The organism is Micromonospora antibiotica (assembly GCF_017599305.1).
In the GTDB taxonomy this organism is placed as follows: domain Bacteria; phylum Actinomycetota; class Actinomycetes; order Mycobacteriales; family Micromonosporaceae; genus Micromonospora; species Micromonospora antibiotica.
In genome coordinates, this window is record NZ_JAGFWR010000005.1 from 199,914 (window position 1) to 220,706 (window position 20,793).

22 protein-coding genes and 1 pseudogene are annotated in these 20,793 nt (G+C 73.8%); 8 read left to right on the forward strand and 15 right to left on the reverse strand.

The annotated features are described in order from the left end of the window. Positions 1-13: 13 nt before the first annotated feature. From JQN83_RS12675 to JQN83_RS12700, 6 genes are all read right to left on the reverse strand, one after another. Entirely contained in the window at positions 14-382 is a 369-nt protein-coding gene (locus JQN83_RS12675) for a VOC family protein (protein WP_208567309.1), read from the reverse strand. 37 nt (positions 383-419) lie between these two features. Further along, positions 420-1,427, reverse strand: a complete 1,008-nt coding sequence (locus tag JQN83_RS12680; protein WP_208567310.1) for a methionine synthase — start codon at positions 1,425-1,427, stop codon at positions 420-422. Positions 1,428-1,561: 134 nt separating this feature from the next. Further along, entirely contained in the window at positions 1,562-2,635 is a 1,074-nt protein-coding gene (gene mnmA, locus JQN83_RS12685; protein ID WP_208567311.1) for a tRNA 2-thiouridine(34) synthase MnmA, read from the reverse strand. Between the two features lie 395 nt (positions 2,636-3,030). Next, complete coding sequence (locus JQN83_RS12690) at positions 3,031-4,206, reverse strand: cysteine desulfurase family protein (RefSeq protein ID WP_208567312.1); 1,176 nt, start codon at positions 4,204-4,206, stop codon at positions 3,031-3,033. 306 nt (positions 4,207-4,512) lie between these two features. After that, positions 4,513-5,181 (reverse strand): class F sortase, encoded by a 669-nt coding sequence (locus tag JQN83_RS12695; RefSeq protein WP_208567313.1) that lies wholly within the window; start codon positions 5,179-5,181, stop codon positions 4,513-4,515. Continuing rightward, the gene (locus JQN83_RS12700; RefSeq protein ID WP_208567314.1) at positions 5,178-6,008 is read right to left on the reverse strand and encodes a DUF4397 domain-containing protein; all 831 of its coding nucleotides are present in this window, start codon (positions 6,006-6,008) and stop codon (positions 5,178-5,180) included. Before JQN83_RS12700 ends, JQN83_RS12695 begins: the two co-directional genes overlap by 4 nt. Before the next feature lie 251 nt (positions 6,009-6,259). Between JQN83_RS12700 and JQN83_RS12705 the strand changes: the two genes are divergently transcribed. Next, positions 6,260-6,865, forward strand: coding sequence for an RNA polymerase sigma factor (locus JQN83_RS12705; protein WP_208567315.1), 606 nt, complete (start codon positions 6,260-6,262; stop codon positions 6,863-6,865). Next, positions 6,819-7,697, forward strand: coding sequence for an anti-sigma factor (locus tag JQN83_RS12710; RefSeq protein ID WP_208567316.1), 879 nt, complete (start codon positions 6,819-6,821; stop codon positions 7,695-7,697). Before JQN83_RS12705 ends, JQN83_RS12710 begins: the two co-directional genes overlap by 47 nt. A 253-nt stretch (positions 7,698-7,950) precedes the next feature. Here the strand turns inward: JQN83_RS12710 and JQN83_RS12715 are convergent, their stop codons facing one another. From JQN83_RS12715 to JQN83_RS12730, 4 genes are all read right to left on the reverse strand, one after another. Then, entirely contained in the window at positions 7,951-8,910 is a 960-nt protein-coding gene (locus JQN83_RS12715) for an electron transfer flavoprotein subunit alpha/FixB family protein (protein ID WP_208567317.1), read from the reverse strand. An 11-nt stretch (positions 8,911-8,921) separates the two neighbouring features. Then, positions 8,922-9,701, reverse strand: coding sequence for an electron transfer flavoprotein subunit beta/FixA family protein (locus tag JQN83_RS12720; protein WP_208567318.1), 780 nt, complete (start codon positions 9,699-9,701; stop codon positions 8,922-8,924). A gap of 403 nt (positions 9,702-10,104) precedes the next feature. After that, complete coding sequence (locus tag JQN83_RS12725; protein WP_208567319.1) at positions 10,105-10,521, reverse strand: hypothetical protein; 417 nt, start codon at positions 10,519-10,521, stop codon at positions 10,105-10,107. Between the two features lie 2 nt (positions 10,522-10,523). Beyond that, complete coding sequence (locus JQN83_RS12730) at positions 10,524-11,321, reverse strand: GNAT family N-acetyltransferase (RefSeq protein WP_208567320.1); 798 nt, start codon at positions 11,319-11,321, stop codon at positions 10,524-10,526. Positions 11,322-11,332: 11 nt separating this feature from the next. Between JQN83_RS12730 and JQN83_RS12735 the strand changes: the two genes are divergently transcribed. From JQN83_RS12735 to JQN83_RS12745, 3 genes and pseudogenes are all read left to right on the forward strand, one after another. Next, positions 11,333-11,752: a YidH family protein gene (locus tag JQN83_RS12735; RefSeq protein ID WP_244252306.1), complete on the forward strand. Its 420-nt coding sequence runs from the start codon at positions 11,333-11,335 to the stop codon at positions 11,750-11,752. After that, on the forward strand, positions 11,749-12,075 hold the full coding sequence (locus JQN83_RS12740) for a DUF202 domain-containing protein (protein WP_307799210.1): 327 nt from the start codon (positions 11,749-11,751) through the stop codon (positions 12,073-12,075). Before JQN83_RS12735 ends, JQN83_RS12740 begins: the two co-directional genes overlap by 4 nt. Before the next feature lie 27 nt (positions 12,076-12,102). After that, positions 12,103-12,492: pseudogene (locus tag JQN83_RS12745) on the forward strand (PLD nuclease N-terminal domain-containing protein); the annotation flags it as partial. A gap of 158 nt (positions 12,493-12,650) precedes the next feature. Here the strand turns inward: JQN83_RS12745 and JQN83_RS12750 are convergent. The 4 genes from JQN83_RS12750 to JQN83_RS12765 all read right to left on the reverse strand — a co-directional run bounded on the left by JQN83_RS12750 (position 12,651) and on the right by JQN83_RS12765 (position 17,145). Next, on the reverse strand, positions 12,651-13,469 hold the full coding sequence (locus tag JQN83_RS12750) for an ABC transporter permease (protein WP_208567323.1): 819 nt from the start codon (positions 13,467-13,469) through the stop codon (positions 12,651-12,653). Next, positions 13,466-14,458: an ATP-binding cassette domain-containing protein gene (locus JQN83_RS12755; protein ID WP_208567324.1), complete on the reverse strand. Its 993-nt coding sequence runs from the start codon at positions 14,456-14,458 to the stop codon at positions 13,466-13,468. Before JQN83_RS12755 ends, JQN83_RS12750 begins: the two co-directional genes overlap by 4 nt. A gap of 144 nt (positions 14,459-14,602) precedes the next feature. Further along, positions 14,603-16,225, reverse strand: a complete 1,623-nt coding sequence (locus JQN83_RS12760; RefSeq protein WP_208567325.1) for an acetolactate synthase — start codon at positions 16,223-16,225, stop codon at positions 14,603-14,605. Between the two features lie 146 nt (positions 16,226-16,371). Then, positions 16,372-17,145 carry an enoyl-CoA hydratase-related protein gene (locus JQN83_RS12765; protein WP_208567326.1) on the reverse strand — a complete coding sequence of 258 codons (774 nt, stop codon included), beginning with the start codon at positions 17,143-17,145 and terminating at the stop codon, positions 16,372-16,374. Positions 17,146-17,243: 98 nt separating this feature from the next. Between JQN83_RS12765 and JQN83_RS12770 the strand changes: the two genes are divergently transcribed. The 3 genes from JQN83_RS12770 to JQN83_RS12780 all read left to right on the forward strand — a co-directional run bounded on the left by JQN83_RS12770 (position 17,244) and on the right by JQN83_RS12780 (position 18,828). Then, positions 17,244-17,831, forward strand: a complete 588-nt coding sequence (locus tag JQN83_RS12770) for a DUF6232 family protein (RefSeq protein WP_208567327.1) — start codon at positions 17,244-17,246, stop codon at positions 17,829-17,831. Between the two features lie 146 nt (positions 17,832-17,977). Then, positions 17,978-18,460: a DUF6232 family protein gene (locus tag JQN83_RS12775; protein WP_208567328.1), complete on the forward strand. Its 483-nt coding sequence runs from the start codon at positions 17,978-17,980 to the stop codon at positions 18,458-18,460. After that, positions 18,457-18,828 carry a DoxX family protein gene (locus JQN83_RS12780; RefSeq protein ID WP_208567329.1) on the forward strand — a complete coding sequence of 124 codons (372 nt, stop codon included), beginning with the start codon at positions 18,457-18,459 and terminating at the stop codon, positions 18,826-18,828. The genes JQN83_RS12775 and JQN83_RS12780 overlap by 4 nt, the downstream gene beginning before the upstream one ends. 23 nt (positions 18,829-18,851) lie before the next feature. On the opposite strand, the gene JQN83_RS12785 is transcribed toward JQN83_RS12780, so the two are convergent. After that, positions 18,852-20,567: an alpha/beta hydrolase gene (locus tag JQN83_RS12785; protein WP_208567330.1), complete on the reverse strand. Its 1,716-nt coding sequence runs from the start codon at positions 20,565-20,567 to the stop codon at positions 18,852-18,854. Positions 20,568-20,793: the final 226 nt, after the last annotated feature.

Consider the following 20,793-nt stretch of genomic DNA (forward strand, 5'->3'; position numbering starts at 1 on the left):
GGCGGCGGCAGTGTCAGTCCCAGCAGAGGCAGAACGGGTGGCCGACCGGGTCGGCGTACACCCGGAAACCCTCCCCCTCCCCGGGCAGCCGCCGGGCGCCCAGGGCGAGCGCCGCCTTCTCGGCCACCTCGATGTCGTCGACCGTGACGTCGAGGTGGACCTGCTGCGGACGCGCCGGATCGGGCCAGGCCGGGGGAATCAGGTCGGTTGCCTGTTGGAAGGCGAGCCGGGGCTGCTGCCCGAGCGGACCACCCAGCACGACCCACTCGTTGCCGTCGGAGTCCGCCTCGACCAGGGGCAGACCGAGCAGCTCGGCGTAGAAACCGGCCAGGGCCCGCGGATCGGGGCAGTCGATGGCGACGGTACGCAGTTTTCCAATCATGACCGTCATCCTGCCCACCCGGTACGACGGAAAACCCTCACTCCTCGTGCAGCCGGCGGGCGGCGTCCCGGCAGGCGGTGAGCACCGCGCGGGCGTACTCCGGGCTGGCTCCGGCGAGACCGCAGGCCGGGGTGACCACCACCTGCTCGGCGAGTTGGCGGCGCGGAAAGCCGAGGCGGTCCCAGAGTCCGCGTACCCGATCGGCGAGCTGGGCCGACGTCGGCGCGCGGCCGGCCGACGGCGGCTGCGTCGGCGCCACCCCGGCCAACAGGCCGAGACCGGCGTCGATCGCCTCGCCCACCGGGTCCAGGTCGGTGAGCAGGGCGAGGTCCAGCGCCACCCCGACCGCCCCGGCGGTGCGCAGCAGCTCCAACGGCACGTCCGGGGCGCAGCAGTGCACCACCGTCGGCACCCCGGCCGCCGTGATCACTTCGCTCAGCAGGGAACGGGCGACGGTGGTGTCGACCGGCCGGTAGGTGCCCAGACCGCTCTCGGTGCGGACCCGGCCGGCGAGCGCCGCCGGCAGCGACGGCTCGTCGAGTTGGAGCAGCACCGAGGCCCGGGGCAGCCGGCGGGCCACCGCCTCGACGTGCAGCCGCAGCCCCTCCGCCAGGGACGCGGTCAGCTCCCGCACCGCACCCGGGTCGCGCAGCAGCCGCCCGCCGATCGGCAACTCCACCGCCGTGGCCAGGGTGAACGGCCCCGCCGCCTGCACCTTCACCGGCCCGGCATACGCCTCGGCCTGCTCGGCGAGCTGGTCGAGGTCACGTTCCAGCAGGTCCCGGGATCGGCGCAGGTCCCGACCGGGGCGGGGGGCGATCCGCCAACGGGCGGCGTACAGCTCCACCGGCAAGTCCACGAGCAACCCGCCGGTACGCCCGATCAGGTCGGCGCCCGGCCCCCGGGCGGGCAACTCGGGCAGGTGCGGTAGGGCGGGCAGTTCACCGATGACGATCCGTTGCGCCTCGGCGATGTCGGTGCCGGGCAGCGAACCGATGCCGGTCGCCGCGCCCGCCGGCCAGGGCCAGAGCTGCTGTCGAGTCACCGCCGAAGGGTAACCGGCCCCCGCCGACCCACCCGGCCGACGGTCAGCTCAGCAGCGCCCCACCCGACCGACGGCCAGCCCGACGGCACCCACCTGGCCGACGGCCAGCCCGACGGCACCCCGTCGTGGGCGGATCAGCCGGTGATGGTGGCGGAGCCGAGCACCACGTCACCGGCCGGATCCGGCCGGTACGCCACGACGGCCTGCCCGGCGGCCACCCCGCGCACGGGACGGCGCAGCTCGGCGACGAGCGTGTCGCCGTCCACGCTCACCGTGGCCGGTACGACGTCGCCGTGCGCCCGCAACTGCACCTCACACTCGATCGGCGCGGTCGGCCGCGCACCACCGGTCCAGACCGGACGGCTGGCGCGGACCACGGAAACCTCCAGCGCCTCGGCGGGCCCGACGGTGACCGTGTTGGTCTTGGGGGTGATGGAGAGCACGTAACGCGGTCGCCCGTCCGGGGCGGGCCGGTCCAGGTGCAGGCCGCGCCGCTGGCCCACCGTGTAGGCGTACGCGCCGGTGTGGCTGCCGACCACCTCGCCGGTGGACGCGTCGACCACCTCGCCGGGCGCCTCGCCGAGCCGCCCGGCGAGGAAACCCCGGGTGTCGCCGTCGGCGATGAAGCAGATGTCGTGCGAGTCGGGCTTCTCGGCGACCGCCAGGTCACGCCGGGCCGCCTCGGCGCGGACCTCCGCCTTGGTGGCGTCACCGAGCGGGAACACCGACCGGTCGAGCTGCGCGCGGGTCAACACCGCCAGCACGTACGACTGGTCCTTGGCGAGGTCGACACTGCGGCGCAGCAGCCCGTCCGGGCCGAGCCGGGCATGGTGACCGGTGACCACCGCGTCGAAGCCCAGCGCCACCGCCCGGTCCAGCACCGCCGAAAACTTGATCTTCTCGTTGCAGCGCAGACACGGATTCGGGGTACGCCCGGCCGCGTACTCCGCGACGAAGTCGTCCACCACGTCGGCGTGGAACCGCTCGGCCATGTCCCACACGTAGAAGGGGATGCCGATCACGTCGGCGGCCCGCCGCGCGTCCCGGGAGTCCTCCAACGTGCAACACCCCCGGGCCCCGGTCCGGAAGGTCTGCGGGTTACGGGACAACGCCAGGTGCACCCCGGTCACGTCGTGCCCGGCGTCCACCGCCCGCGCCGCCGCCACAGCGGAGTCCACCCCGCCCGACATCGCCGCCAGAACCCTCACCAGCCACACCCCTTCTCCCCCACCAACCCTACCCACCCACCCCACCCCGTCCCTGCCCCCGTCCCTGCCCCCGCCCCGTCCCTGTCCCCGCCCCGCCCGCTCCCGCCCCGGCCCGCCCCGGTGATCAAGAGGTTTGCGTCATCCCGGCGCCCGTTCCTGACCTGAACCTCTTGATCACCGAACACCACCACCGCCCACGTACGACGGGGCGGGCTGGAAGGCCTGCATGGGCAGGTGGGGGTGGAGGCCGGCAGGGGGCCGGGCCGGCAGAGGCGGGTGATCAAGAGGTTTGCGTCAGAATCCGGCCGACGGGTGACGTAAACCTCTTGATCACCGGGGCGGGGCGGGAGCGGGCGGGGCGGGCGGGGCGGGAGCGGGCGGGGCGGGAGCGGGGGTTAGCGGGGGGTGCGGAGGGCGGCGGCTCGGCGGGCGCGGTCGACGGCGGCGGGTAGGGCGGCGATGAGGGCGTCGACGTCGGCGGAGGTGCTGGTGTGGCCGAGGGTGAAGCGCAACGAGGAGCGGGCCCGGTCGTGGTCGGCGCCCATCGCCAGGAGTACGTGGCTGGGCTGGGCCACCCCCGCCGAACAGGCCGAGCCCGTGGAGCAGGCGATGCCCTGGGCGTCGAGCAGGAGCAGCAGGGCGTCCCCCTCGCAACCGGGGAAGGAGAAGTGCGCGTTGCCGGGCAGCCGGTCGACGGGGTCGCCGTTGAACACCACTTCGGGCACCGCCTCCCGGACCCGTCGGACCAGGTCGTCGCGGAGCGCGGCCACCCGGGCGGCGTACTCCTGCTGGCCCTTGACCGCTGTTTCGACGGCGACCGCGAAGGCGACGATGCCGGCGGTGTCCAGGGTGCCGGAGCGGACGTCGCGTTCCTGCCCGCCGCCGTGCAGCAGCGGGGTGGCGGCGACGTCCCGGGCGAGCAGCAGCGCGCCGACCCCGGTCGGGCCGCCGAGCTTGTGCCCGGTCACGGTGAGCGCGGCGACCCCGCTGGCCGCGAAGTCGACGGGGACCTGGCCGACCGCCTGCACGGCGTCGGTGTGCAACGGCACCCCGTGTTCGGCGGCGACGGCGGCCAGTGCGGCCACCGGTTGTACGGTGCCGACCTCGTTGTTGGCCCACATGGCGGTCACCACGGCGACCCGCTCGGCGTGCTCGGCCAGCTCGGTGCGCAGCCGTTCCGGGTCGAGTTTGCCGGCGGCGTCCGTGGGCAGCCAGGCGACCTCGGCGGCTTCGTGGTCGGCGAGCCAGTCGACCGCGTCGAGTACGGCGTGGTGCTCGACCGCGCTGGAGACCACCCGGACCCGGTCGGGCCGGGCTGCCCGCCTGGCCCAGAAGATGCCCTTCACGGCGAGGTTGTCGCTCTCCGTGCCGCCGCCGGTGAAGATGACCTCGGAGGGGCGGGCGCCCAGCACCGCGGCCACCCGCTCGCGGGACTCCTCCACCCGACGCCGGGCACGCCGGCCCGTCGCGTGCAACGACGACGCGTTGCCGACCTCGCGGGCGGTGGCGACGTACGCCGCCAACGCCTCGTCGAGCATCGGGGTGGTCGCCGCGTGATCCAGGTATGCCATCACTGTTCAGCGTAACGGCCGGGGCACGGACCGTCGGATGCCGGATCGCCCGTACCGAAGCGTGGGTCGACCCGGCCCGGTCGGACCGGGACCGGTTCGGTCCCGGTCCGACCGGAAGCCGGGCCGACCCACCAGCGCATCACCGGCCGTCCGGACGGCGGCACGCGGGTACGCCGGCGCGGCAGGCCGTCCGGAGGGCGGCACGGCAGCGCCCCAGGCCCGCACATCAGCGCCCCAGGTACGGCAGCGCCGCAGGCACAGCAGCACCCCAGGCCCGCACGGCAGCGCGTCAGGCAGCGCAGCGCATCAGGCAGGTACGGCCGTGACGACGATGTTGTCCCGGTAGTGCCGGGTCTTCGGGTCGAACGGGCCACCGCAGGTGATCAACGTGAGGCGCGGCTTGCCGTCGCGGGCGAAGTACCGGTCCAGTGGGATCTTCGTCTTGGCGTACTCCTCACGGGCGACGACCCGGTAGGCCCGCTGTTTCCCGTCCGCGCCGGTGGCGGTGAGGGTGTCGCCCCGGTCGAGTTCGCGGAGCCGGAAGAACGCCCCCTTGCCCTGCTCGGAGCTGTCGACGTGGCCGGCGATCACCACCGAGCCGGCGTCGGTCTCCAGCCCGGGGCCGTACCGGTACCAGCCGATCTGGTCCACGCTCGGTGGGACGTCGAACTCGTCGGTCCGGGTGTCGACGCCCACCGGGTTGACCGTGGCGGTGACGTCGATCGCCGGGATGCGCAGCTTCACCGGTGGCACGGTCCGCTCGTCGGTCGGCAGGCCCCCGGCGGTCACCGGCACCGAGGGGCCGCCGCCGGTGCCGGTCGTCGGACTCGGCGGGTTGCTGCTGGCCAGGGCCGCCGCCTCGTCGGTGCCGACGTCGTCGGCCGGTTGCGATCCGCAGGCCACGACGGTGGCGATGGTGAGCGCGGCGACGCCGGCGGCCATCGCCGCCAGCGCCCCGCGGTGTCGCACCGTCACCGGCGACCGGTCCGGGTGGTGGCCACCCGCGCCCCACCGCCGACCAGCAGCAGTACGCCGGCGCCGGCCAGCACGTACCACCAGGTGTCGACGCCGGTGCCGGCCTGCCCGCCGGTGCCGCTGGGGACCCCGCCCGGGGCGGAGTGCAGACCGGTGATGGTCTGGGCGACCACGTCGAGGTTCTTGGCCTCGGCCGAGCCGATCGCGTAGACGATGGTGGCGGTGCCCTCCTTGAGGTTGAGGTCCGCCGGGCCGATCGCCACGGTGTCGGTGCCGGCCAGTACCACGTCGGCCTTGACCGTGCCCGCGTCGACGTCCGCCTTGGCCTCCTTCGGGTTGGTGAGGTCCTCGAAGACCGGCTTGCCACCGGCCCGGACGTCGACGGCCGGGGCGGCGGCGGTGTGCCGGACGATCAGTCGGGCCTTGCCGGCGGCCAGCTTGGCGGTGTCGTTGACGAAGGGGGTGATCTGCGGCTTGCCGTCCGCGCTGAGGTGCGCGGCGAGGCTGATGTTGGCGCCGCCGGGCACCTTGGCGTCGTCGACCTTGAGGATCGCGCTGCCGACCGGCTCGCCCGGCTTGGTCAGCGCGATGTCGTACTCGCCCTCGGGCAGGGTCAGCGGGCCGGCCACGTCACCGGGCTTGAAGTTGTCGAGGGTCTTCTCGCCGTTGACGTAGACGTCGACCGGGGTGTCCGGGATGCCGTGCACGACGGAGACCTTGGACGAGGCGGCGTATGCCGGGGTCGTGGTCGCGGCGCCGACGCCCGCGAAGGCCAGGGCGGCCACCGCGCCGCCTGCGGCGACCCGACGGAAGATAGCGAGCTGCATGTCTGCCTCCTGGTGATTGGTACTGGTTCGTCAGGTCTGGCTTGCAGAACGGGTTACGCCACCCGTCGCACCGCCGGATGCAGCCGGACACCACTTTCTTTTTCTTCGTCCGGGGTGCATCCGGGGCCGCCCCCGGTGACGAAGAGCAGGTGAGACGAGTGGAGGCGAACACGGACCGGGAGAGTGGGGCGGAGGCTGTGGGCGTTACAGTCGGGCATGCCCCAGGGAAGGCGACCCGCCCGGTGACAGCGGTGGGAACAGCAGGCCAGGAACCCGAACCCCCACCCCCCGACGAGTTGGCCGCGCGCTTCCGGGCGGGCGACGAGAGCGCGCTGCGGGAGGCGTACGACCGGTACGGCCGGGCCGTGCACCACCTGGCCACCAGCACGTTGGCCAACCGCAGCGACGCGGAGGACGTGACCCAGGCGACGTTCGTCGCCGCCTGGTTGGGACGGGACACCTTCGACCCGGCCAAGGGTTCACTGATCGGTTGGCTGCTCGGCATCGGCCGGCGCAAGGTGATCGACCGGCTGCGCGCCTCGGCGCGGGAGATGCGGGTGGTGGAGACGGTCCGGCAGCTGCCCGAGCCGGTCGCCACCGGCGGGGACCCGGACACCGTGGTCGACCGGCTGGTGGTCGCCGACGAGTTGGCCCGGCTCCCGGACGACCAACGGCGGATGTTGGAGCTGGCCTTCTACGACGACCTGACCCACCAGCAGATCGCGACGGTGACCGGAGTGCCGTTGGGCACGGTCAAGAGCCACATCAGACGGGGCATGGCGAGCTTGAAACGCAGATGGGAGGTGGACGGTGCAGCACCTGGACCACGACCGGCTGGTCTTTCTGGCGCTCGGTGAGAGCGAGGCGGACCACGGTGAGACCGACCATCTCGGCGGCTGCGTGACCTGCCGGGGCGAGCTGGACACCCTCCGGCACGTCGCCGGGCTGGGCGCGCAGACCCAGGGCCTGCACGACCTGCCCGACCCGCCGGCCCACCTCTGGGCGGGCATCCTGGCCGAACTCGACGCCGTCGCGCAGGCGCCGTCGTCGGCGCAGGCACACCGTCAGGATCTCGGGCCCGACCCGACGGGGGTACGTCCCGTGCCGGCACAGCCGGCCACCGGTGACGACGTCGACCCGGCGTACCGGCAACTGTCGGCGGTGACCGGCGACCGGCCGGGTTCCCGGCGGCGGCAGTCGTCCCCGGGCAGCGGGCGGGCCGCCGGACGACCGGCGGGCCGGTCCCGACGGTGGCCCCGCTGGGCGACCACGGTCGTCTCGGCGACCGCCGCCGCGGCGATCGCGGTGCTCGGCACCGTCGCCGTCCTCGGTGACCGGGACTCCACACCCCGGCAGGAGGTGCTGGCCAGCGCACCACTGGCCGCGTACGGCAGCACGCCGAAGGACGCCAACGGTGACGCCCGGGTCTTCGCCGACGGCCGACTGCATCTGCACGTCGCGAATCTCCCGGACGTTGCGGGGTACTACGAGGTCTGGCTGATCAATCCGACGAGCATGGAGATGTTCTCGGTGGGTGTGCTGCGGGGTAGCTCGGGTGACGCGCTGCTGCCCCTGCCCCCGAATGTGGATCTCCAGGCGTACTCGGTGGTCGACGTCTCCGCCGAGCAGTACGACAACAAGCCCGCCCACTCCGGCGACAGCCTGCTGAGGGGCACCCTGACGGGCTGATCGGTGGGCCGGTTCAGCTCCCCGGCCCGCCGATCAGCTCCCCTCACCACGGCCGGAACCGGGGTCGTGCCCCCGTCTTCCGGGTCGTTGCGCAATCCGGCGCCGGCCGGGTCGCCGGGCAGCGCCGCCGCCCGCCCGGCACCACGCCAGACCCGGCACCACGCCAGACCCGGCACCACACCGGACACGGCACCACGACGGAGCCGCCGCCCGGGCGGACCGGACGGCGGCTCCAGTGCTGACCCGGTTCGGGTCACTTACGCTTGCGGATCTCCTCGGCGGCCTGCGGCACGATCTTGAACAGGTCGCCCACCACGCCGTAGTCGGCCAGCTCGAAGATCGGGGCCTCGCCGTCCTTGTTCACGGCGACGATCGTCTTCGAGGTCTGCATGCCGGCCCGGTGCTGGATCGCACCGGAGATGCCCAGCGCGACGTAGAGCTGCGGGGAGACGGTCTTGCCGGTCTGCCCGACCTGGAACTGGTGCGGGTAGTAACCGGAGTCGACCGCCGCGCGGGACGCCCCGACGGCACCGCCGAGCAGGTCGGCCAGCTCCTCGACCAGCTTGAAGTTGTCGGCGTTGCCGACGCCGCGACCGCCGGAGACGACGATGCCGGCCTCGGTCAGCTCGGGGCGGGAGCCCTTCTGCTCGGCGACCCGCTCGACGACCTTCGCCAGCTTGTCGGTGTCGGTGACCGCGACGGTGAGCTGCTCGACGGCCGGGGTGGCCGCCGCCGGCGTCGGGGTGACCGAGTTCGGCCGTACGGTGACCAGCGGCAGGCCCTTGGTGACCTTGGACTTGACGATGGTGGAGCCGGCGAAGGCGACCTGGGTGGCGGTGCCGTCGGCGTCGAGGCCGACCACGTCGGTCAGGATGCCGTTGTCCAGCTTGACGGCCAGCCGGGCGGCGATCTCCTTGCCCTCCTGGGCCGAGGCCAGCAGGACGGCGGCCGGCTGCACCCGGTTGACCAGTTCGGCCAGCACGGTCGCCTTGGGGGCGACCAGGTGACCGTCGATCTCCTCGCTCTCGGCGGCGTAGATCTTCTCCGCGCCGTACTCGCCGAGCTTGGCGCTCAGCGCGTCGGCGGCACCGGCGCCGCCGAGCACCACGGCGCTCGGGGTGCCCAGCCCGCGGGCGAGGGTCAGCATTTCCAGGGTGACCTTCTTGACGCCGAACTCCCTGGTGGCTTCGACGACGACGAGTACCTCAGCCATGTTCAGACCCCTCAGACGAACTTCTCGGTGGCGAGGAACTCGACCAGCTTGACGCCGCCCTCGCCCTCGTCGGTGATCTTGGCGCCGCCAGAACGCGGCGGACGCCTGGTGTGCTCGACGACGGCGCTGGTGGCGCCCTCGAAACCCACCTCGGTCGGGGCGACGCCCAGGTCGGCCAGGGACAGCGTCTTCACCGGCTTCTTCTTGGCGGCCATGATGCCCTTGAAGGAGGGGTAGCGCGGCTCGTTGATGGTGTCCCAGACGGAGACCACGGCCGGGGTCGAGGCGGTGACCACCTCGTAGCCCTCCTCGGTCTGCCGCTCGACGGTCAGCGTGCCGCCGTCGACGGTGAGCTTGCGGGCACCGGTCAGCGCGGCGACCCCCAACCGCTCGGCGAGCATGTGCGGCATGACCTGGACCCGGCCGTCGGTCGACTCGGCGCCGCAGATCACCAGGTCGGCGCCCAGCTGCCCGAGGGCGGCGGCGAGCACCTTCGAGGTGGCCACCGCGCAGGACCCGTGCAGGGCGTCGTCGAGGACGTGCACGGCGGCGTCGGGGCCCATGGAGAGCGCCTTGCGGATCGACTCGGTGGCCCGGTCGGGCCCCATGGTCAGGATGGTGACCTCGCCACCGTGCGCCTCCTTGATCTTCAGCGCCTCCTCGATGGCGTACTCGTCCATCTCGTTGATGACGTTGTTCGCCGAACCGCGGTCGACGGTGTTGTCGTCAGCACGCAGGTTGCGGTCCGCGCCCGAATCAGGCACCTGCTTGACGAGTACGACGATGTTCATCGCGATTCGACAACCCTCCTGTTGGTGGTGTGCGATCTGCTCGCCCGGTTAAGGGCGGAGCTTTGCGCGTCGTTGACACCCGGTCAACCGCGGGCTGCTGTGCAGTTGCCCACGAACGCAATGTTACCTGCCAGTAGGTTAACCCTCCGGGTCACCCGCGGTGACACAGCTCACCGCGACAGGCGCACCCTGACACAGAGCCGGCAGCCCGCCCCTCGACCTGACCACCCCACCGAGAGTCGGGCCACGACCTCGTCGGGGCGGCGGACGTCGAAAGCGGTGAACCGCAGGAACCGGTCGGCACCAGCACGACCGACCACCCCGGGCCGGCGACCTCGGCGTCGATCAGGGCCGCCGACCCGGCCCCGGGCCAGCCCGGTGCAACCGGGCACACGCGACCCGATCAGGCCGGCTCGACGGGCCCGGCCAGGGCGGTCCTGATCCGCTCGATGGCGTCCGCCTCGGCCGGCGTCACCCCCCGGTGCGCACCGGCCACCTGCTCCGCCGCCGTCACCACCAGCTCGCGGTACGCCGACAGGTCGGCCGGCGACTTCTCCCGCAGGATGTCCACCGCACGCCCCAACGCCGGCAGCACCACCGACTCGACCTCCAGCGCCGAGTCCCGGGGCAGCCGGGGCAGCCCGCCCGCGGTCAGCGCCTCCTTCACCAGGCCACTGGCCCCGGCGAACGCCCCGGACGCGGCGAAGCTCTCCCGGATCATCGCGAACACGCCCGGATCGGCGTTCGACACCAGGAAGACCGCCCCGAAGGCACCCGTCTTGAGAACCTGCTGCTCGTCGTCCGTCAGTCGCTGCTCCATCATCACGGAGTGTAGACGTAGGGGGTGGTCGTGGTGACCGGTACGAAGCCGAGTCGCTCCAGGATCGGCCGGCTGTCCTCCGAGGCGTCCACCTGCAACAGCGTCTTGCCCCGCTGGTCGGCCAGCCGGGCCCGGTAGGCCACCAGCGCCCGGTAGACGCCCCGACGCCGCCACTGTTCGAGCGTCGAACCGCCCCACAGGCTGGCGAAGCCGGTGCCGTTGAGGTAGCGCACCCAACCGGCGCTGACCACCGTCTCCCCCGCCTCGGCCACCACCACCGTGATCGACTGCGGGTCCGCCTCGATCTCCCGGGCCAGCCCGGTGACCAGGTGGGATCGGTCGCTGCGCCAGACCTCCTCCTCCATCGCGGCGATCCGCTCCAGGTCGACCAGACCGGTGACCTCGCGCAGCCGTACCCCCTCGGGGAGCACCGGCACGGCACCCGCCAGCGGCGCGACCGGCCCGATCAGCACGGTCTCCCGGTCCTCCGGCACGAAGCCGGCGGCGCGCAGCCGGTCCGGCAGGTCGGCGGGCTCGTCGTGGGTGTTGTGCTTCCACTCCACCGACTCGCCGCGCTGCCGGAACAGCTCGACCTGCCGGGCGATCAGCGCATCCAGGTCATCCCCGACCAGCCCGTCCAGGGTGCGGTAGGTGAGGAAACCGCCATGGTCCAGACCCAGGATGCGCACCAGCGGGCCGTCGTGTTCGACGGTCACGCCGGCCGGGACCGGGTCGGGGATCTCCGGCCGGAGCTGCCGGTCGTAGGTGTCGCGCAGGGTGGAGGCATCAAGATCGGTCATCGCCCCAGGCTATGTCGACGGTAAAGCGGATAATCGGCGTCGTGTGGCAGGCGATCAGACGGTGGTTCGACCCGTCGGACCTCAACTCCGTGGGCAGCACCCCCGACTACCGCTTCTCGCTGGCCAACGAACGGACCTTCCTGGCCTGGCTGCGCACCGGGCTGGCGCTGATCGCGGGCGGGCTGGCCGCCGCCCAGTTCCTCCCACCGCTGCCACTGCGCCACCTGCGGGAGGCGATCGCCGTGGCGCTGCTGCTGCTCGGCGCGACCGTCGCCGTCCGCGCGGTGGACCACTGGTCCCGCACCGAACGGGCCATCCGGCTCGGCGAACGCCTGCCGGCCTCCCGCTTCCCGGCCGTCCTCGCCCTGATCGTGGCGGTAGGCGCGCTGCTGCTGGTGGTGGCGGTCCTGGCGCGCGGGGTGAGCGGGTGACCGGGGTGCCGGCGGGCGGGGACGGCACCCGCGATCCCGGCCTGCAACCGGAGCGCACCCGGCTGGCCTGGCGGCGCATGGGGCTGGCGTACACGGTGGTGACCGTGCTGGCGGTCCGGTTGGCGCTGACCGGCGACACCGCCGGTGCCCTGCTGGCCGGGGTCACCGTGGCGACCTGGTGGGCGACGCTGGTGGTGGGCTGGGGGCGGGCCACCGGTCGCCGGCAGGCCCGGATCGACACGCACGCCGTTCCGCTGATGGCCCTCGGCACGACCGGTCTGGCACTGCTGTGCGTGGCGCTGGTGCTGCGTGGGGTGTGGTGACGCGCACGGCTGCGCCATGATGGGGGCATGGCCCGGCTCTATGTGGTGTTGTTCCTGCTCCAGGTGGTGCTCGCCGCCGGTGCGCTGATCAGTTGCCTCTCCGCGGAGGACGAGGGGATCCGGGGGCTGCCCCGGTTCGCCTGGGTCCTGGTCATCCTGGTCTTCCCGTTGGTCGGCTCGATCGCCTGGTTCCTCGCCGGTCGACCCGCCCCCACGGGTGACCGGCGCGGCGGATGGCCGTCCGGCACCGGCTCCCGACGACCCGTCGCGCCCGACGACGACCCCGAGTTCCTGAAGTCGATCGACGAACGTGCCAGCCGGGACGACAACGCCCTCTTCCAGCGCTGGGAGGAGGACCTCCGCCGCCGGGAGGACGACCTGCGCCGGCACGACGGGAAGCGCCCCCGCGACGGTGCGCCGCCACGGGAGGACACCCCGCCCGCCGACCACCCGCCGACCCGACAGGACGCCGCACCGCACGACGGCGAACGCCCCCGCGAGGGCGACCGGCCCGAGATCTGACCCCGCCGGGGTCACCCGCACACACCGGGTGACCCCGAACGCCGCCACCCCGGTCACAACCGGCGGCGTAGACCCCTGACCGCGAGCGGGGCGAAGACGGCGGCGATGACGACCGCCCAGAGCAGCGACTGGAGCACCGGCCCGGCGACCGGCCCGCCGACCAGCAGGCCGCGCAGCGCGTTCGCCAGGATGGTCACCGGGTTCACCTCGACCCAGTGCTGGAGCCAGGACGGCATCGTCTCGGTCGGCACGAAGGCGTTGCTGGTGAAGCTCAGCGGGAAGATCACCGTGAAGCCGAAGATCTGCACCTTGTCCGGCTCACTGACCAGCACCCCGACCAGCACCGACATCCAGGCGGCGGCCAGCGAGAAGACCAGCAGCAGCGCGAACGCGGCGAGCAGGCCGAGCAGGCCGTTGCCGAGCCGGAAGCCGAGGATCATCCCGACGCCGAGCAGCAGCGACAACGACCACGCCTGCTTGACCGTGTCGGCGACGATCCGGCCGGCGAGCGGGGACCACCGGGCCACCGGCAGCGACCGCAGCCGGTCGAAGACACCCTTGGTGAGATCCTGGTTCAGCCCGAAGCCGGTGGTCATGGTGGCGAAGAAGGCGTTCTGCACGATGATGCCGGGCAGCGCGAAGGTGAGATATTCCCCCGGGCTGCCCGAGATCGCCCCACCGAAGACGTACGTGAAGAGCAACACGAACATCACCGGTTGGATGCTCAGGTCGAGCAGCTCCATCGGGTTGTGCTTGATCTGCACCAGGCTGCGCCAGGCCAACGTGCCGGTGTGCCGCAGACCGGCGGCCGGGCTGAGCCGGCGGGCCGGTACGGGTCGGGCCGACGGGGCGGCGACGGTCACGGCGGTCATGCCGGGCTCCCTTCCAGGGCGTCAGCGGTGTCGGCCAGGTCGGCGGTGTCGGCGGTGTCCTCGGCGCGGTGGCCGGTGAGGGAGAGGAACACCTCGTCGAGGCTGGACCCGCGCAGGGCCAGCTCGGCGACCTGCACCTCGGCGTCGTCGAGCCGGCGCACCACGGCGGGCAGCGCACCCGGACCGTTGACCGGCGCGCTGACCGTGGTCTGGGTGACCTCCGGGTCGACCCCGGTCACCTCGCCGACGACGGCAAGCACGGTGGCCAGGTCGGTGGCCTCGACCGGCCGGACCGTCAGCACCTGGCCGCCGGTCTTGGCCTTCAACTCCTCCGGGGTGCCCTGGGCGATCACCCGACCGTGGTCGACCACGGCGATCTCGTCGGCCAACTGGTCGGCCTCCTCCAGGTACTGCGTGGTCAGCAGCACGGTCACCCCCTCGGCGACCAGACCCCGGACGATGTCCCACAGGTCGTTGCGGCTACGCGGGTCGAGACCGGTGGTCGGCTCGTCGAGGAAGAGCACCTGCGGCCGACCGACCAGGCTGGCCGCCAGGTCGAGCCGGCGGCGCATCCCGCCGGAGTAGGTCTTCGCGGCCCGGCCGGCGGCGTCGGTGAGCTGGAACCCGGCCAGCAGCTCCGCGGCCCGGTCCCGGGCGTCGCGCCGGGACAGGCCCAGCAGTCGGCCGATGAGCAGCAGGTTCTCGGTGCCGGTCAGGTTCTCGTCGACCGAGGCGTACTGGCCGGTGAGGCCGATCAGCTGGCGGACCTGGTGGGCGTCGCGGCGGACGTCGTACCCGCCGACGGTGGCGTGGCCCGCGTCGGCGGTGAGCAGGGTGGCGAGCACCCGTACAGCGGTGGTCTTACCGGCGCCGTTGGGGCCGAGCAACCCGAAGACCGTCCCGGTGGGCACCTCAAGGTCGACCCCGGCCAGGGCGGTGGTGGCGCCGAACCGGCGCACCAGACCCTCGGCGCGGATGGCGAATGTCATCAGAACTCCCGTCGTTATCGCTGGATCGTCCAACGATGGGCGAGGGGTCTGACGTTACGTGTGTCGCCGCTGACATTCCGCCGATTTATCCGCCCGGCAGAACACGACCGCCGCCGGGTCCGGCGGCGGCCGTGGGCCGGGTGGTCAGGCCAGGTTGGACGAGCGCGGGTACGCGTCGGCCGGGTCGGTGAGCACGTTGACCAGGTACGGCACCCCGGCGTCGAACGCCCGCCCCAGCGCCGGGCCGAGGTCGGCGGCCTTCGCCACCGTCTCCCCGGCCCCGCCGAGCGCCTCGACCACCTTGTCGTAGCGCAGTTCGGGCTGCAGGTCGGCCGCGACGTCGTAGCCGTACATGGCCCGCATCGGGTGCTTCTCCAGCCCCCAGATGCCGTTGTTGCCGACCACGATCACCACCGGCAGCCGCTGCCGCACCAGCGACTCGACGTCCATCAGCGAGAACCCGGCCGCGCCGTCGCCCATCAGCACGCAGACCTGCCGGTCGGGGTGGCTGACCCGGGCCCCCATCGCGTAGCCCATCCCGGTGCCCAGGCAGCCGTACGGGCCGGGGTCGAGCCAGGTGCCGGGCTGCGACGGCTCCAGGTAGCGCCCGGCGTACGAGACGAAGTCGCCGCCGTCGCCGATGGTGATCGCGTCCGGGGCGAGGGCCCGACGCAGCTCGCCGTAGACCCGGGCCGGGCGGATCGGGTCGGTGTCGGCGGCCATCTCGGCGGCGTCCCGGGCCCGCGCCGCGTCCTCGGCGGTGCGCAGCCGGGCGATCCAGTCGGCGTGGTCGGCCCGGTCGCCGGTGTGGTCGGCGAAGGCGGACAGGATCAGCCGCAGGTCACCGGCGGGGCTGGCGGCGGGCTGGACGTGCCCGGCCCGCTGGGTGGGGGCGTCGACGACGTGCACCACCGCCGCGTCGCCGAAGTCGCCGAAGCTGAGCCGGAAGTCCAGCGGGGTGCCGACGACGACCACCACGTCCGCGTCGCCGAGGGCGACCCGGCGGGCCTTGGCGAAGGCGAGCGGGTGCTGCGGCGGGAGCGCACCGCGGCCCATGCCGTTGGTGAAGACCGGCACCTGCAACGCCTCGGCGGCCTCGCGGAGCGCGGCGACGGCGTCCCCGGCGTACACGTCGGAACCGGCGATGATCACCGGGCGGTCGGCGGCGGCGATCAACCGGGCCGCCTTCGTCACCTCGTCCGGGTCGGGTTCGACCGGGGCGACGGCGGTCGGGGCGGCCAGTTCGGTGTCGCCGACGGAGAAGATCGCCTCCAGCGGGAAGTCGAGGAAGACCGGGCCCCGGTGCGGGGTGAGCGCGGTGGTCAACGCGGCGGAGACCGCGCGGGGGATGTCGTCGGCGGTGAACACCGTCTCGGCGTGCTTGGTGACGGGGGCGACCAGCGGCAGGTGGTCCATCTCCTGGAGGCTGCCGGAACCCCAGCGGAACTGCGGGGCCCGGCCGCCCAGCACCAGCACCGGTGAGGCGTTGAAGAAGGCGCTGGTCAGGCCGGAGATGCCGTTGGTGACGCCGGGGCCGGCGGTGAGTACGGCGAGGCCGGGGCGGCGCTGAAGCTTGGCCACCGCCTCGGCGGCGAAGACGGCGGACTGCTCGTGCCGGACGTCGTAGATCGGGAAGCCGGTGGTGTGCGCGGCGTCGTAGAGCGGGAAGACGTGCCCGCCGGAGAGGGTGAACATCTCCCGTACGCCGTGCGCCCGCAGTGCCGCCAACGCCAGCGCTCCGCCGTGGCCCTCGACCCGTTCCGTCATCGCCGCTCCCTCGTCCGCTGACCGGAGTCACACGCTACTGGCCGGTAGGCGGGATGTGAACACCTCCCGGCACGGCGTCGGCGGCACCACCATCGCGCCGGGAGTCCGCCCCTCACCGGCAGGAGCGCGGCCCGGGGCGGGACGGGTCAGCGGCCGGTGAAGTCCGGCTTGCGCTTCTCGACGAACGCGGCCATCCCCTCGCGGCGGTCGTCGGTGGCGAAGAGCGCAGCGAAGAGCTGGCTCTCCCACGCCAGCCCGGAGGTCAGGTCCATGTCCAGGCCGGCGTCGACCGCCAGTTTCGCCGCCCGCAACGCCTGCACCGGCCCGGTCAGGTACGGCCGCACCAGCGCGACGGCGGTGTCGTAGACCTCGGCGGCCGGGGCGACCCGGTCGGCCAGCCCGATCCGCAGCGCCTCCGCCGCGTCCACCATCCGGCCCGACATGATCAGATCCTTGGCGCGGGCCGGGCCGACCAGCCGGGCCAGCCGCTGGGTGCCGCCCGCACCGGGGATGACGCCGAGTTTGATCTCCGGCTGGCCGAGCTTGGCGTCCTCGGCCACCACCCGCCAGTCACAGGCCAGCGCCAGCTCACAGCCGCCACCGAGGGCGTACCCGGTGATCGCGGCGACCACCGGCTTGGGGATCCGGGCGAGTGCGCCGACGGCGCTGGACAGGTCGGCGGCCCGCTCCGCCATGTCCACGTAGGACATGTCGGCCATCTCCTTGATGTCGGCGCCGGCGGCGAAGACCTTCTCCCCGCCGTACACGATGACGGCGCGGACGGCCGGGTCGGCGGAGGCGGCCGTCGCGGCGGCCCGCAACTCCTCCTGGACCTGCTTGTTGAGCGCGTTCATCGGCGGCCGCTCCAGCCGGATGGTGCCGATGCCGTCCCTGGTCTCCAACCGCACGAACTCGCTCACGCCACCCCTACTTCCTCGTCGAAGTCGTGCCAACCTTACGACCCGGATCGTTGGGGTACGTAGTCTGGTGTTCGCCACCCGCGCCCGGGAGTCCCGCCATGATCACGTATTACGACGACCGGTCGGTGCAGGTCACCTCCACCGCCATCCGGGTCGACGGTCGCGCCTTTCCGCTGGCCGAGATCGGCCTGGTCTGGCACCGCCGGGGCGACCGCTCCTGGCGGGTGCTCGCCGGACGGGGGGCGATCGGCGCCGCCCTGGCCGGCCCCCTGGTGGCTGCGGTGATCGGCATCGCGGTGGCGGTCTGGCTGCACCGCTCCCCCACCGTCACGCTCGCCATCGTCGGCGCGTCGGTGCTGGTCGGGCTGGCCGTCGGGCCGGTCGCCGACTTCCTCTTCGACCGCCTGGACCGCTCCTACGACCAGGGCAGCCGACAGCGTGAGCTGTGGGTCCGCTGGCATGGACGGCCGGTGCTGCTGCTGCGCACCGGCGACGCGCTGCGCTTCGGCCGGATCTACCGGGCGGTGCAGCGGGCGATGGAGAACACCGCGCCACCACCCCGGGCCGGCCACGACCCCGGGCCGCCGTTGCGCACGGAGCGCCACGGCGGGTCGACGGCCGGCACCGGGCGGCAGCACGCGACCGGCTCGCCCGGCGACGGCCCCGGGCCCCGCCGCAGGTCGTAGCCGTCCGCACCACCCGTCGTCCCGGGTACGGACCACCAGGTCACCGGGCCGGCGAAGCACCGGCCGACCGGCAGCCGGCCCCCAGGAGGGCCCGATCGACCGAACACGGCCCGGCACCGGCCGGCTGCGAACGGTTAGGGTTAGTGATGACCCTCTATTACCGGGACGACACGGTGCAGGTGACCTCCGAGTCGATCACGGCCGGCGGGCAGATCGTCCGGATCGCCGACGTGGCGTACGTCTGGCACGCCCGGGGGGCCACCACGATGGCCGTCCGGTCCCGCATCCTCGGACGCGGCGTACTGGTACTGCTGCTCTCGCTGCCCCCCTTGGTCGCCCTGGTCTGCGTGGTCTCACTGCTCTGGTCGGCACAGGACCGCGGCGAATGGAAGCCGGCCCTGCTCGTGCTTGCCGCCTGCGCCGTCGGGGTGCTCGCCCTGCTGCCCTTCCTGGAGCTGCCGCTGGGCTGGCTGGACCGCTCCTACGAACGCGGCAACCGGGTCAACGAGCTGTGGGTGCAGCACCTCGGTCAGGAAGTGATGCTGCTGCGCACCCCCGACGCGCTACGGTTCGGACAGATCTACCGCGCCGTCCAACGCGCGGTCGAACAGCAGGGGGAACACCGATGAGCACCCGTCGCGGCGAGGCCGTCGCCCTGGCCGGTCTGCTCGCCCTGGCCGGCGTCACCCACTTCGCGAAGCCCCGCCCGTACGACCGGATCGTGCCCCGGGCACTGCCCGGACCCGCCCGCCGCTGGACGTACGCCAGTGGGGTGGTCGAGCTGCTGGTGGCGGCGGCGCTGGCGCACCCGGCCACCCGACGCCGGGGCGGTCTGGCCGCAGCGGCGCTGTTCACTGCGGTGTTCCCGGCCAACGTGCAGATGGCGGTGGACTGGCGACGGCAACCCCCGCTGCGCCGGGCGGTCGCCTACGGGCGGGTGCCCCTGCAGGCGCCGCTGATCTGGTGGGCGCTGCGGGTGGCCCGCGCCCGGCCGTGACCCCCCGCTGCGCCGGCTGCGGGTCAGCTCAGGGGCAACGCGGTGGCGACCGGCCAGGCCAACAGGACCGCGCCCACCACCGCCGGTGACCACCGGGGCGCACCGGCCCGCCGCAGCACCGCCGCCCAGGCGGCCTGCCAACCGAGGAGCACCGCGAGCAGCGGCACCACCAGCAGTACGAACCCGGGGGCCAGCCCCACCACGGCCGCCCCGGTCAGCGCCGGCACGACCAGCGCGCCGACCGCCGCGTACCGCCAGCTCCGGCCGTCCGTCACCAGCTCGGCACCGGCCAGGAAGACCAGACAGGCGACCGCCACCACGGGCAGCAGCCACCACCGGGGGCCCACCGGCACGGCCCAGGTGAGGCCCAGGTGGATCGGCACGGCGACGGCGATCGCGGCGTACCCGGTCAGCAGCAGAACGGCGACCACGGACCGCACCGGCGTGCGGCCCCCGGGTGGCGCGGCGGCCGGGTCGGGCCCGCCGGCAGGAGCCGGGGCGGCGGGGACCGACGTGGCCGCGCCGACCTGGGTTGCAGCCGTGGCCGGGACGGCGGCCGGGGTTGCGGCCGGGGCCGGGGTTGCAGCCGGAGAGGTGGCCGCAGCCGGAGCGGTGGCCGCAGCCGGAGCGGTGGCCGCATCGAGGGCGGGGGGCCACGTGTGCAGCGGCCACCAGCGTGCGGCGGCCAGCAGGACGCCGGTGACCAGCAGGAAACCGGTGAGGTAACCACCCATCGCAAGGGGGAGCCGGTCGGTGGGCGTCACCGCACCCGACAGCACGCCCACGCCGATGGCGCACGCCGCCACCGCCACCACGACCGGGGCGACCGTGACCGGTCGGCCGGGCCCGCGGCGGGCGGACGGCGGCACCCGCCGCGGGCCCAACAGCAGCGCCGCCAACGGGGCGAAGCCCAGCACGAACCCGAGCAACAGCAGCCCAGCCGGGACCAGCCGGGCGACCGGTCGCGGTGCCGTGGTGCCGCCACCGCCGACCCAGGCGGCGACCTCCGCGTGGGTACGGCCGGCGAAGAGCACCGAGACGTGTTCCGTCCCCGGCACCACCACCAGTCGTCGGCCGGCACCCCGGCGGGCGGTCGCCTCGGCGGTGGCGCGGAAGTCGGGGAACTCGAGACCGCCGACGATCAGCAGCAGCCCCTCCGGCCGGCCGTCGGGCAGCTCGCTGCCGTCGGGCAGTGAGATCGCCACGGTCCGGGCGATGTCGGGATGACTGGCGGCGTACCGGGTCACCGCGCCCGCGCCCATCGAGTCGCCGAGCAGCACTATCCGCGCCGGGTCGATGTCGGGCCGGCCGCGCAGGTGGGCGACGGCGACGGCCAGGTCGTGTTCGAGGACGGCACGGGAGTCGACGTCGTCGCGCCCCGCCCCGACCAGCGGTGCCGGATTACCGCCGTGCCCGGCGAAGTCGACCAGCAACGCGACCACACCCTGCCGGGCGAGCGTGTCGGCGAACGGACGCATCAGCCGGGCCGAACCGGCGAAACCGTGGGCGATCACCACCCCCGGCCGATGTCCCCGCGCCGGCCCGGCCCCCGTCCCGCCCGGTGTTTCGGCCCGTACCTCGGTCAACGGCACCCCGTCGACGGTCACCTGCCGGGTGGTCAGCCCGGCGTCCGCCCGGGACAGCCCGTAGCCGCCGGCGAACACGGCGAGCACGGCGAGGATCGCGAGGCCCGCCAGACCACGACCGGCCGGCGTCACCCCGCAGGGGCGGACCGACATGCCGGCACCCTACCGCCCGGCGCGACGGCCGCTTTCCGGCCGGCCCACACCCACGCCCCGGCCCTGACCGAACCCCCTGGCCCCGCCCCCGTTCCCGTCCCACCGTGGTCCCGCCGTCCCGGCCCCTGGTCCGGATCTGGCCCCGCCGCTGGTCCGGACCTGGCCCTGGCTGGGATCCCACCCCGGTCCGGACCTGGCCCCACCCCTGGCCCGGACCTGGCCCCGG

Coding starts and splice junctions, on each gene's coding strand:
- JQN83_RS12675 (WP_208567309.1), bottom strand. CDS start 382: ATGATTGGAAAACTGCGTACCGTCGCCATCGACTGCCCCGATCCGCGG.
- JQN83_RS12690 (WP_208567312.1), bottom strand. CDS start 4,206: ATGGCATACCTGGATCACGCGGCGACCACCCCGATGCTCGACGAGGCG.
- JQN83_RS12700 (WP_208567314.1), bottom strand. CDS start 6,008: ATGCAGCTCGCTATCTTCCGTCGGGTCGCCGCAGGCGGCGCGGTGGCC.
- JQN83_RS12715 (WP_208567317.1), bottom strand. CDS start 8,910: ATGGCTGAGGTACTCGTCGTCGTCGAAGCCACCAGGGAGTTCGGCGTC.
- JQN83_RS12720 (WP_208567318.1), bottom strand. CDS start 9,701: ATGAACATCGTCGTACTCGTCAAGCAGGTGCCTGATTCGGGCGCGGAC.
- JQN83_RS12725 (WP_208567319.1), bottom strand. CDS start 10,521: ATGGAGCAGCGACTGACGGACGACGAGCAGCAGGTTCTCAAGACGGGT.
- JQN83_RS12730 (WP_208567320.1), bottom strand. CDS start 11,321: ATGACCGATCTTGATGCCTCCACCCTGCGCGACACCTACGACCGGCAG.
- JQN83_RS12735 (WP_244252306.1), top strand. CDS start 11,333: ATGTCGACGGTAAAGCGGATAATCGGCGTCGTGTGGCAGGCGATCAGA.
- JQN83_RS12750 (WP_208567323.1), bottom strand. CDS start 13,469: ATGACCGCCGTGACCGTCGCCGCCCCGTCGGCCCGACCCGTACCGGCC.
- JQN83_RS12755 (WP_208567324.1), bottom strand. CDS start 14,458: ATGACATTCGCCATCCGCGCCGAGGGTCTGGTGCGCCGGTTCGGCGCC.
- JQN83_RS12760 (WP_208567325.1), bottom strand. CDS start 16,225: ATGACGGAACGGGTCGAGGGCCACGGCGGAGCGCTGGCGTTGGCGGCA.
- JQN83_RS12770 (WP_208567327.1), top strand. CDS start 17,244: ATGATCACGTATTACGACGACCGGTCGGTGCAGGTCACCTCCACCGCC.
- JQN83_RS12775 (WP_208567328.1), top strand. CDS start 17,978: ATGACCCTCTATTACCGGGACGACACGGTGCAGGTGACCTCCGAGTCG.
- JQN83_RS12780 (WP_208567329.1), top strand. CDS start 18,457: ATGAGCACCCGTCGCGGCGAGGCCGTCGCCCTGGCCGGTCTGCTCGCC.
- JQN83_RS12785 (WP_208567330.1), bottom strand. CDS start 20,567: ATGTCGGTCCGCCCCTGCGGGGTGACGCCGGCCGGTCGTGGTCTGGCG.